The organism is Undibacterium sp. SXout7W (assembly GCF_049339385.1).
In the GTDB taxonomy this organism is placed as follows: Bacteria; Pseudomonadota; Gammaproteobacteria; order Burkholderiales; family Burkholderiaceae_D; genus Undibacterium.
This window is the reverse complement of sequence record NZ_JBMPPF010000010.1, coordinates 20,049-31,883: the sequence shown is the minus strand read 5'-3', so window position 1 is coordinate 31,883 and position 11,835 is coordinate 20,049. Positions and strand designations below refer to the sequence as shown.

Genomic DNA, 11,835 nt, shown 5'->3' with positions numbered 1-11,835 from the left:
CGTGTTTGGGATTCGAATTGCTGATAACAGGATTTTTTTAGGGGCAGGTTACTTGCCCCCGCCTAATCTATACTCCCAACGCATTCGTACATGTCCATGTCGTGCCATTAAAATCAAATTCGCATAAGTCGCCGCCAAGCTCACAGTCACGAGCATATTTTTCGTAATCAATATAAGCACGGACTGATTCAGGCACGTCGTCTAAGTAGAATTCGTCAAACAGGGTTTCGGCTACATCCATCAAATTACCTTCAGACAAATTTACGTCGTCCAGCTTATCCAAAGCATTTTCCAAGCAGTAGCCCAAAACACTCCGCAAATAATACAAGCCAGTTTTTTCATAATCGCTCAGGTCAACGATCGTTTCAAACCATACAGCCAAACTCCCCTGATCAATGCTACAAGCTGAAAATAACTCGCTGTCGTCGCCGTCTATAAACTGGATTTCAAACTCTTCCACAGGGTTTCCAAAGCGATCCAGCAGGTTTTCCGACTGGCTGGTGTAATCGTCCAGGCTGTCAAAGTAAAAACCGTTTGCATTGGTGTTATACGGCTGCGCAAAGTAGGTGCTCATGGTGTTCCTGCTTTCGTATCGTTTTTAGGCTGGTTGAGCCTGAAGTTGATTTTGACTTGCTCTGTTTTTGCAGACTTCACAACTCGTTTATCTGCATCATTTTTGAGTCGTTTCGCCTGCCAGCGATAGGCACGGACGAACAAGAAGCAATGCAAGCAATTTGTCAAAATCGCAGTCGCAACGAAGTGAGAACCGATTGCAGAAAATCCCGAAGGGCGTGTGCTTGTGTTGATTCGCGTCCGGGCAAATCTTGGTGACTTGGCGAGACGGGGAAACGGTGGTGCAGATAGATTGACGGGCAAAAACAGAGAAGCAGTGGAGGTTGAATTTGAGTTCAAAAAAATTTTTTCAATTAAATGAGGTTTTTTTATCAATATTGAATAAGGCAAGCCCAATGCCATAATATGAATTTGTTGACACTTTTGATACCATTTAACGGTTAAATTTATTGTCCCTCTCGTCGCGTTAATTACTCAGGAATCTTATGGAAATTACGGATACTCAATTTGCTCGGGCATACGCAATAGCAAAACAAGTATTTATTGGTCAGCTTTCTGCTTCACGTGGAATAGAGGTTTTACATTTAGAACACGGGTTAAATGAAGCCTCAGCAGGTGACTTCATAAATGACTATAAATATTTACGTCGAGGCCAGGTTTTTCATAGGACGATGAGTGCTTCTGCGATGCACTACTTCATTGAGCAAATTTTCACAGAGCATGGTTCTACTGGATTGAATATTGCTTTAACTTCTCTTCGCTTACATATCCAATATTACGAAGGACACACAAAGACAACTATGCATCGCATGCGGTCGGTCGTTGACGACTTAGAATTACTTGTCGACAAACCTGTTGAATCGTCAATTGCAAAGGCGGTCACGTGCGCAGATTTATGTCCGATAGAAAAACTATTGGTTAAGAAGGTTGTTGAGCTAGTCAATATCAGAACTGACGACTGGAAAGGAGTTGGCGATACATACAGAAATAGCCAATGGAGTTTCGGTGGTAAAGGTGAACCTGTCTTACTATTTATTTGGTGGAAACATTTAGAAAATTCAGAAAACGGCAAAATATTTGTCAAAATCAATATGCTTAGTCTGGCAAACAAACTGAGAAGAAGCACAAATAAAAATCTTGGGATTAAAGCTAAACGGGCAGAAGAATTTCATGGTCGATGTCTCACTGCATTCAGTAACAAAACACCGGTTAGAGTAGCATTATTAGCAGGGCAAGAATTTAACGACATAGATAAAGCTGATACTGTCGACGCTCGTGAATTAGACAGTGAGAGTTGGTATGTCAGCAATTACGATGAACCGACCAATGAGTTTATTTTGGTTCGTGGATCTAGGAGTTTCGAATGCTCAGACTCGATTGGTAACACCGAAAATGAAATTTCAGCGAATGCAAATTTGCCTATTAGTGACACCCGACAACAGAAGCATATAAGCCGCACAACTACATTTTCTCGTGACTCCGAAGTTGCACGAACTGCAAAAAATCGTGCCGACGGAATATGCGAGTATTGTAAGCAGCAAGGTTTTGAAACTGCACAAGGCGGATATTATCTGGAGGCACACCACGTAATTCCATTAAGCTGCAATGGAGATGATCAAGAATGGAATGTTGTTGCCATTTGTCCAGAAGACCATAAGAAAGCACATTTCGGAATTAATAGAAATGAAATGCGAGATGAGCTAATTGAATTTTTAGGAAAAGAATACAGCGCATTCCATGAAGTACTTAAGCAAAAAGCACTATTAATGGACTCTGACTTAACCACTGGTGATCTACTAGAAACCAATCTTGAACTTTAATTCATGGGCCAGATAAATATGAGAAAAATTTCTGACCAGTTTTTATGACTTGAATTGAGGAGTAAATTTATTTTGGCTCACATATTTATGATAAGCAATTTAATATCTGAAGAATTTGAAAGATTAAAAGATAAATTTTCGTCTATTCAACATTACCAACGATTGGTCGCTAAGAACACCGAGAATATTTTAGAGAAATTGCTAAATGATGAGGAGCGTAACCAAAACGCACCTGAAATTTTCAAAGATATTGTTGGTACTTCCTACGACAGTTTTTATTATCCAGCTCCTTGTACTGGCGAACCACTAATTTACTCGCATAAAAAAACCAGTATTCAAGAAATAATTCAACTTACGTACCTGGTCAAGAACAAGCAATATCAATGGCTTCTTTCTGAGGCATATGAAGCATTTGAAGATTTCATCGAGATGGTTTATGCCCATTGCGGATTTGTGGAAAATGATTTTTGGAGTATGCAACACAGAAAAAAATTGTCTCAAGCTTCCGACACTTCAGACATTGAAAATTTTAAAATAGCCTCAAAAAATATTTCAGTTTTTGAAATACTAAATAGAATTCGTTGCAAAGTTCCAAGAATAAAAAATGATGAAAATGGGCATTCAATTCATGGTCATCTTCGGTTTTATTTGATTCTTATAGAAAAAATCCGACACGTTGTGGTTCATGTGAATGGTATTACCGCAGATAAGGAAAAATTTGCAAAGGAGATATTGGACAAATGCAATGTGTCCGGAAATAAGGAAGTTGAACCAATAGTAAGAAATATGATTGAAGAATATTTCGGTACCGAAGAATATTCAAATTATATTAACCTTTTAGAGAGAAATATTAAACATCCGTCTGGGCTACCATTAAATTCGAACATACAGGAAAAATTGATCAACAAAATGCTTACGTATGCACATCTTTTAATTACACATCTGAACAGTTATTTTGAGCCTGTAAATTCTGATAGCCAAGTGAGAAAGAGTCTAAGTTCAGGTACTTTGCAAGGCTGAGATTCATTATTTTGAATTGTGCAAAAAATTCTGATAGGACTATTTCAGGCAATCGTGTGACGAAATGATTTTTTCGCTGAACTCTGGGAACTGTTCAAGAAAGCGAAGCAGTGAATAGGAATGTTTTGGCGCTGAAAATCCATCTTTCCTGCAATCAATGGTAAGAGTCGTCTTATCATCAAAAATTTCTATTTCAGGATAAATCAGGGCGATCCAGACATGCTCAATATTTGCATTGGTATCGTCGTCAAATGGCGATTGAATGAATGACTTAAAAAACGCGAGAGACGATTCGGCATTCACGTTTGTATCGGATTTCGCAGCCATGGCAATGGTGGGTAGTTGCTGGTGATTTGTACACTAGCGGCGTACCGATTTCTGCGTCAACTGGAATTTAACGGTGCGAATATGTTGAATGCAGGAAGTGTATGAACAATCTACTCGATTATCGTTCAAGCCAAAAAAGCGCAGAACCGTACAAGCCAATGCCAGCAACACTCTTAAGACGAAACCCTTACTGGCATTGGCTTTCAGCCGAGTAGAACCATGAAAGCCTTGTCTATCAATGCTTTTCAGCAAAAAAACAGGTTCTGCGCGAATCATGGAAGTTTGGTATAGGTAAAAAGAGCAGTAGCCTTTCTGCTCTTTTTTTATATCAATTATTTAGAGTAGAACCGCAGAACCAATAAGGAAAGCTATGCGGGGTAAGGCTTTCATGGTTCTACTCGGTTATTTTTTTAGAGTAGAACCGCGCAGAACTAACAAGCAAGATGTTTGTGTATAACCATCTTTATCGCCAGTCCAAGCAATTTACAACTTCGTTAGTTGAACGGAATTTGAAGTTTGTCAAAGAATGCTCGATTACGTTTTTTCGCATCATTAAGCATTTTGTCGTAAGACAAAATTTCAATGTAGCAGCCACTATTTTTATGAAAGAAAAAATATCCTTCATCATCAGCAGTGGGCGTAAAATCCCTGTCCGCCGCAATTTGTCTTATTTTTGGAGTGAGGCTGCAAATTATGTAAGCGTAAAATGGTATCCGCTGACCATTTATAGTTTTACCTTTAATACTCTTAGCTTCCCCATCCTTTATTTTTCGTACATAACGAAGAATTTGCTCTACAGGGTCTTCATCTTTGCTCGGATATTCATTTCGTTCTGGGCGTTTAAACTCAACGAGTACAATTGACTGAAACGCCTGCTCTGACTCAGAAAAAGCAGTTGGTGCATTGAACACAACAATGTCAGGCTCGTCCGTATCATCTAAATTCACGACCTTCAATTTTTTTAATGCAACATCAGAGCCTAAATGCATATGAAAGGCAAGTCGTTCGTCAATAACCCAAAGATTCTGTTCTGAGAATGGAACATCGTCAGACGTAACACGCATTGGAAAAATTAGTTTATGCACTAACTCCTCTTTTGCATAACGACCGTCTTCCTGAAACTCTAGTGCTCTATCCAAAAGCTCAAGAATGGTTCTCCTATGAATGACATATTTTGCTAATGCGGCTTTTCCCAGCTCATTTTCTTCTTGGATGTAGCGATCGTAAAGTTCCGTATATTGCTCAGAATCAGACTGCGCATTATTTGAAAGAGTTGTGATCTGTTTTGCTCTTTCACGGTGTTCAATTTCAATGTCGCGTTGAACCTTAAACAGTGCTAAGTCGAGTGCATCATCTGACAAGTGAGGTGGAACAGAATCAAGATGCTCTTCGTATCGTTCGTTCAAAATGAATCTATATTCAGGCCCTTTATTTGCGACAAACTGCTCCACATTTCGAATTTTTTCGACTTTTAGCGTGGCTAAAAATGGTGCAGCTACACTTCTAATTTGAGCACCAACGGCTTTGTAGAGATCTTGCTTGGAAAGCTCCTCGATTAAGTCAGTCTCGTCATCACGCATAAATAAAAAATCTGTGCGTTCAGAATTCACATTCTCATCTAAATACTGCCCTGAGACATATGTAAGAAACACAAATGACTCTTCTGCGTCGTCCAATAATTTGACCGTTAAATCTGAAACTAACGAACTGGCTTTTTGTGTTCGCACTTCTCGCTGATGTGCGCAATAGGAAACGGAATGCTGTTTTGCTGAACTTGAATGGTATTTCACAATTCTTGCAGTGAATGGCCACTCTTTAACTTTGAACGACATCTCTGTGACGGAAGAACGAATTTCGTCAGCAAACATATTATTGACACTTAGCGAAGGGCTTCCCAAATTATCATGCAGCCAAATTTCTGGGCAATTTCCTGATACAAGATAAATCAAGAGGTGGTCAATAATTTTGCGACTTATTGTTTCCAAATTTTTTGGAAAGTGCTTTTGGTATTCTGTTCGTAACGAATTTAACGATACTATCGTTTGATATTTTTTATTTTTTGCTTCTGAGGTATTTTCGTTTTCAACCCCGTTTTTCGTTTTCAAGAAATCGAAATTACGCTGAGACCAGTCTGCTCCATCAAGGTATGTACTTCTAACAGATGCTTTTTCAAAAACCTTCAGCCATGTAAACCGACCAATTCCTTTATTACCGTTTGACACTTTGTTAGTGGAGTCTGAAAGAAAAAAAGCTTGAAAATTTGTATCATCAAAACCAACGCCAGTATCGGAAATAGATATGTTTTGTATTGACGATGCGGCCTCCTCAATACCTTTTAAACCTTGCTGACGAATATCGTGCTCAATACTGACATCAATTCGTCGCGGACTAGAAGCCGGCAAATTTTCCATAGCTTCAATCGAATTGACCAAACATTCAAACAATGGGATATATGGCTGAGTTCTTGGTAATTGCAGATTATTAATTCTTCCAACAATATCGACCAGCATTCCAGCTCCCTAAATTTTCAGCTTCGATAAACTTGCTTAAATGTGGTACGTAAATTAACAGAAAATTTACTAAACAGCAATTTTAAAAACCACAAAAACAACCATCTTCAAATTTGCTCAAAGTAGATATATATTTTTATTTTTGCGTCCAAACATCCGATCAATCCATACAATCTTGGACTCGACTACAAAACATCTCCAAGAAACTTTTCAACGACCTTCCTGTCTTTCGGATTGAGCTTGCCCATAGCCAGTGCAACCTTGCCGAATAACTCCAGCAACACGGTCTTTTGACTATCGCTGAGGTCTTCCATACGGTTCATCAGGGTTAATGCCTGGTCATTCACATCCGGTGTGCTGATTTTCAGCAAATCGCTGATTTCGCAGTCCAGCAATTTGGCGATCTGAGCCAAGCGTGCCAATGACGGGGCGATATGCCCAGTTTCCAGTCTGCTGACCGATTCTTTTTCAATGTCCATGTGCTCGGCAAGTTGTGCCTGAGTCCATCCCTTGGCTTTCCTGCGAATCGCAATGATCCCGCCGACCTCACGGGCTAACTGCTTTTCTGAATTTTTTTCTTCTTGTGGCATGACATGCTCCGTCATCTTGGAGCTGGAAGCATGATCTTTTTACGTCAACCTTGGAATGATTCAATGCGTTAATGTAAAATGACATATTAAATCATTATTAGTTGATTTTATAGGTCTATTACTTAACGGCGGCACTTGCTGCCTCATCAAGCGAAAGGAAGAGCATGAATTGCCCTTACTGCCAGTCAGAGCACTCACATAAGCTGTCGGCGATCTATCAGGCTGGCACAAGCATTTCAACCGGATCAGGCATTGTTATTGGTTCGCAACCCGGTCAGTTTGGGACGGTCAATACCACCACGATATCCAGAACGATTGAAGCGGAAGGGGCAAAACCGCCAGAGAAAATGTCCTACAGCAATATCTATGTCGCCATGATTTTGTGGATTGTTCCCATGATTGGTTTGGGCATGGCGGGAAGTCGGTTTGTGCCTGTTCCGTTCCTCCTTGCCTTGTCCTACATCATTTATCACTTCCCGACGATTTATCACCAGCGAAACTCAGTCTATCCCGAATTAATGCGCTTCTACCACAGCACACGGAAATGTCAGAAGTGTGGGGGAACCTTTCAGGAAAACTTTGAATGGAATCCTGCTGTGTATGACTGGAGCTGGAAAAAATTCATTCAGGATAATTTCAACTTCACGACAACTTCCCTTGTACTGATTGGTCTGGGGGCGGCGTTTGCCCTGTATCCGTTCGTACTGAATTTCGTGTTCATGCATTCACTTCCGTATTTAGGCGGGTATTTCTTTGAATTTTTCGTGGCAACACTGCTGATTCTTTCGGGATTGATTACTGCGAAAAATTCCAAACAAAAAGCAGCAACTTAAAACAGACCGATTTTCAGTCGGCACTTTCAAACACTTATTTCAACTTAAGGAAAACAACATGAAATTACATATCGTGGTCGCTACTGTATTCGCATTCGCTCTGTCAGCCTGCGGTGGTGGAAGTGGAAATTCGGGAGGTGGTTCTGGTTCAGGTGGTGGTTCAGGTGGTGGTACAACAACACCGACAGTTACAACCTATGTCGGTTACAACTATCTGCAAAATCTCAATGCCACCTCAGCCTATACCGCGACATTCACGGATAACGGGCTTGGCAATGCAGGGACTTTGAATTTTGGAGTCACACCTGTATCTGTAACCATGACACCAGATTCAAATGGCGACGGTGGCATTGCCTATGGCACACCTGTCACGGCGGGTGTTGCTATCGGCACCAATAGCAAGGATAAAAATCTGCCTGCGGTCGCGATGATTTGCCAAAGTGTTGCGGGGACTGGTACTGGCTCGTTCGGCAAGTCCACCGACGCGCTAATCACCAGCAATGCCACACAGATTACCTCGGCTACCGCATTGGCGAATCAAAGCTTTACCTTCCTCCGCGAAGATTGCCTGCAAGGTGGAACCAATCCACCGACAACGACTGGCAATGTTTTGGCATTTGATGCAAACGGGAATGTCGCTGTGACGGGCAATGCCACGGTTTTGTTGTCGACGATTTCATCTGGAACATTTACCTCGGCATTAAATGGTCAAGCGATTTACAACCCCGCCTCCAATGCCTACACCGTCTTTTACGCATACAGCTACACCAAACAAGATGGTTCAACGGCTTATGCCATTATTGAACACGATGCACCTGGATTGACGGGATTGAGTAAGGGTGTGATTTCTGTTTGGACTCAGCAGTAATTTTGCTAAATGTTTTAACATAGGCCGAACTCATGGACAGTTTTGATTTTGCATGTCCATGCACCACCTATCCTAAGTCCACAGATAGCTACAGCACCTCGTATGTTCCACCGGGTTCTACAGATTATCAAAGCTACGGTGCAAATGTCACAACGGGACCAAGTATTGGAAACGTCGTCCTACCTGATAATCAAAACGGTAAGCGCAGCCAACAAGCTAAGTTAAGGGCAAAAAATTTAGAAACGAAAGTATGCAAATCAAAATTATTTTTTATTTAATATTTAGAGTTCGTTCATTCCACTCATGTTGATATCCTCATTGTTGTATTCAGTTTGCAATATGACTGGACCCATCTTTCAAAGCTAGTATTTTATGAAGATACACGTTTGAAAATGCTTTCACATTTGATTTTCTGACTAGGTGATCTGCGCGACTAGGTATACTTGTCCTCCGAGGAAAATGGAGAGCAAAAGCTTCCCCAAGATATAGATCTAAAATACTGTTCTTCGCTAGTCGCCAGTCCCCATTCATACGGCCACTTCCGGCTTCAGCAACAGCTTCACATACGATCTGACTCAAGAACAGTTTGCAGAGTCGATCACGAGTGGCAACATACGGAAATACTAAAGTTTTGCTATTTATACCTGCTTGAAATATTGAAGTGGTTGGTAAAATTAAATCATTGGATAGATTTTTAATTTTTTCTTTTTGGACTTCATAATTACTGGCAATTTTCATATCTTCTCTAACTTTTTCGCAATCTTTACCATGAAATAATTCTGGTCTTTCCTTGACAAGAAAAACAAGACCAGCGAAGTAAAAGTGAAGCTGAAAAATCGGAATGTCCGAATATAAAATTAAGCCAGCCAACCATTCAAGTTTTTTCTCGGCAGACTCATTTTGATGATAAAGATAAATGATGGCGCTTAAGTATCCTGACAGAAGGTCGGCGTTTTCAATAAAACTCGGTTTGCCTCGCTCCAAATCGGCCTCAAATTCCTCCAAATTTTCTAAAGTAATTTCGTGGTTAAAGGTCTTACGCATGTAAGTTACATATAATTTCAAATCATCAGACGCTTTCGCGTATTTTTGCCTCTGCTCTACGATTGCCAGCGTCGGATTTATTTCAATGCAAACAGTTCTGAAAAGATTTTCCAAAAATCTATTATTGGCTGGACGACGCTCTAAAATTAGATCCTTAAAAACATTGAGATCAAGTATCAGAGTATTGTGAACATTCACAGCTGAAACAAAAAATTCCGACGGCAACATTGGCTTAATATAAAGAGCATCATCCTCTGGTGCTGGAGTTTTTTGACTGATTCCGTCTAACACCCACTGCTCTTGAATAATAGGTTTTACTGCGATCATTCTGCCTCCTAGGAAATATCAAAAATTAACTAATATTGCTATGAATCGGTTCATTCATTGTTGTATAGTTAAAGCCATTCGGACAATCTTAGCACCGGAACCAATCAAATTTTCAATCGTGGAATATGCACCTGTTCGGCTCCACCAGTTTCACCACTACCAGATTTATCCACGGCATAGCTCTTAATCACATTGCTGTCATTCGCAATCTTCAATGCAGGTCGGCAATCACGGATAACTTCCAGATTGGCTTTGCTTGGTTTGTAACCAGTGATTTGTTCAGGACGAAATGCCCCTGATAAAACTGCCTCAAGAAACACCTGCTCTTTGAAATGCTCACTGCCAGTTAGGTGCAATCCTTCCCAACCCTTTTCCTGAGCAAGCTTGATCGCTACCTTGATTTCTTCGTCTGTGCCATTCTCAATTTTGATTTGACTTCCATAGTCATAGATTTTTCCTCCACCGATCAGATTGATTTGAAAGCACATGCCAATATCGGTTTCTATCTGATCTACACCTGTGCATAGCTCTTCAAATATCTCCAGCAATATCGGAATGTAAGTGCGACTGAAATTCGCTTCACGATATTTTCTGTGGTTCTTATAGTCGGTGGCATTCAGGAATAAATGTCTGGCTTTTTTTGCTTCTACTATCTCGGTTTTTATTGTGCTGTCGCTGGCTGGTTCGTTTTCCAATTTCAATTCGGCGATTGCTTTTTTCCATTGCTGGTTACTCATATTTTTCTCCTTGATTAAATTGTTGAGTTCCTTTCGTTTTGAGGTGATACCGCGTTTATCCATAGCATGAGAATTTGCACCGACATGCACGGTTGGGATTTGGTCCAGTCCTTGATTCTGCAAACTGCGGTGATCAATGCGGGATTGGCTACATGCGACAGATAGTCGTCTGTTGCAGTGTTTCGCCCATTGCTCACGCCATTCTTCCAATTGTTCTTTACTGTTCCAGTCACGGTTCTTCTTGCCGAAGCCGTCATTAGTAATATTGATTTCACGGGTGGTTAGGAGAATGTGAGCATGGGGATTGTCCTTTTTGTTGTGTATGCAAACGTCGGCAATCATGCCTTTGCTGGTGAGTTGGGTATGCACAAATCGCTCTAGCAAAATAATGTGCTGTGACGGACTTAATTCAATCGGTAAGGCGACTTCTATCTCGCGGGCTACCTGTGCATCCTTTCTGGTTTCAGACTGCTCTACGGCGTTCCAAAGCTGTTCACGGTCTTTCATCCATTGCGGTGCATTTAGTGGTGCGAAGATACGGCGGTAGGAAACCTCTTTTTTCCTGGAATAGTCAAAGATTTGACCGGTGCAGTTGTCGTGGATTTTTTCACCTGCACGATATGCAGCGGCTGCGGTAGCACTTCGCCCTGAAGATCGTGCAATCACTTTTGCACAGAGGTGGTATATCGCCATAGGTTTTCTCCTGAACGTCTTTGTTTAGGCTTTCAGCTTTGAGCACACGTCGAGTAACGACGTATAAGTGCGCATTTCGCTGTTCTGCTCTTGACGTTTCTTTTTTGTTTGTTATTTGTGGTACTACAGCGTGAATTTGAAATGTCAACGCTCAAACAATAAAACAGGAGATGAAAAAAATGAGCAAACCAAATTTGAATAAATTACTTCAGCAAAAAGCAGAACTCGAAACCCGCATTCAGCAGACAAAAAATCGTGAAGCTATGGAGGAAAGAAAACGCGATACCAGACGAAAAATTTTGGCAGGTGCTTATGTGATCAGGCTCGCTGAAAATGACTTGAGAAAGCTAGGAAAGGAATTGATTGCAGCAGGCATCCTGGAACCAAGAGACTATGCTTTATTTGGGATTGGAAATGATCTTGATGGCACTGATACTGATAGTCTGGCTTTGGTCTGATTGATGTTTGTGCATTGGTACTTGTGGTCGCTGAA

Annotated in this window: 12 protein-coding genes; 6 read left to right on the top strand and 6 right to left on the bottom strand. The window is 40.9% G+C overall.

The window, feature by feature from the left end; translation table 11 throughout:
- Positions 1-67 precede the first annotated feature (67 nt).
- Positions 68-574, bottom strand: coding sequence for an antirestriction protein ArdA (locus tag ACO0LB_RS11150; protein WP_423049171.1), 507 nt, complete (start codon positions 572-574; stop codon positions 68-70).
- Complete coding sequence (locus tag ACO0LB_RS11145) at positions 571-975, bottom strand: hypothetical protein (RefSeq protein WP_423049170.1); 405 nt, start codon at positions 973-975, stop codon at positions 571-573. Before ACO0LB_RS11145 ends, ACO0LB_RS11150 begins: the two co-directional genes overlap by 4 nt.
- An 83-nt stretch (positions 976-1,058) precedes the next feature.
- Between ACO0LB_RS11145 and ACO0LB_RS11140 the strand changes: the two genes are divergently transcribed.
- Positions 1,059-2,393, top strand: a complete 1,335-nt coding sequence (locus ACO0LB_RS11140; protein ID WP_423049169.1) for an HNH endonuclease — start codon at positions 1,059-1,061, stop codon at positions 2,391-2,393.
- 87 nt (positions 2,394-2,480) lie between these two features.
- A complete protein-coding gene (locus ACO0LB_RS11135) occupies positions 2,481-3,413 on the top strand; it encodes a hypothetical protein (protein WP_423049168.1) in 933 nt (310 codons plus the stop codon).
- 821 nt (positions 3,414-4,234) lie between these two features.
- Here the strand turns inward: ACO0LB_RS11135 and ACO0LB_RS11130 are convergent.
- Positions 4,235-6,250, bottom strand: a complete 2,016-nt coding sequence (locus tag ACO0LB_RS11130; RefSeq protein ID WP_423049167.1) for a hypothetical protein — start codon at positions 6,248-6,250, stop codon at positions 4,235-4,237.
- Between the two features lie 185 nt (positions 6,251-6,435).
- Entirely contained in the window at positions 6,436-6,840 is a 405-nt protein-coding gene (locus ACO0LB_RS11125) for a helix-turn-helix domain-containing protein (protein WP_423049166.1), read from the bottom strand.
- 164 nt (positions 6,841-7,004) lie between these two features.
- Between ACO0LB_RS11125 and ACO0LB_RS11120 the strand changes: the two genes are divergently transcribed.
- From ACO0LB_RS11120 to ACO0LB_RS11110, 3 genes are read left to right on the top strand one after another with little or no spacing between them, the layout of a single operon-like run.
- Entirely contained in the window at positions 7,005-7,673 is a 669-nt protein-coding gene (locus ACO0LB_RS11120) for a hypothetical protein (protein ID WP_423049165.1), read from the top strand.
- A gap of 58 nt (positions 7,674-7,731) precedes the next feature.
- The gene (locus tag ACO0LB_RS11115) at positions 7,732-8,541 is read left to right on the top strand and encodes a hypothetical protein (RefSeq protein ID WP_423049164.1); all 810 of its coding nucleotides are present in this window, start codon (positions 7,732-7,734) and stop codon (positions 8,539-8,541) included.
- Positions 8,542-8,573: 32 nt separating this feature from the next.
- A complete protein-coding gene (locus ACO0LB_RS11110; RefSeq protein ID WP_423049163.1) occupies positions 8,574-8,819 on the top strand; it encodes a hypothetical protein in 246 nt (81 codons plus the stop codon).
- A gap of 49 nt (positions 8,820-8,868) precedes the next feature.
- Here ACO0LB_RS11110 and ACO0LB_RS11105 read toward each other — a convergent pair whose 3' ends face one another.
- Together ACO0LB_RS11105 and mobQ are read right to left on the bottom strand one after the other, a co-directional pair.
- Complete coding sequence (locus ACO0LB_RS11105) at positions 8,869-9,912, bottom strand: hypothetical protein (RefSeq protein ID WP_423049162.1); 1,044 nt, start codon at positions 9,910-9,912, stop codon at positions 8,869-8,871.
- Positions 9,913-10,016: 104 nt separating this feature from the next.
- On the bottom strand, positions 10,017-11,342 hold the full coding sequence (mobQ, locus tag ACO0LB_RS11100; protein WP_423049161.1) for a MobQ family relaxase: 1,326 nt from the start codon (positions 11,340-11,342) through the stop codon (positions 10,017-10,019).
- A 170-nt stretch (positions 11,343-11,512) separates the two neighbouring features.
- Between mobQ and ACO0LB_RS11095 the strand changes: the two genes are divergently transcribed.
- Complete coding sequence (locus tag ACO0LB_RS11095; protein WP_423049160.1) at positions 11,513-11,800, top strand: hypothetical protein; 288 nt, start codon at positions 11,513-11,515, stop codon at positions 11,798-11,800.
- Positions 11,801-11,835 lie beyond the last annotated feature (35 nt).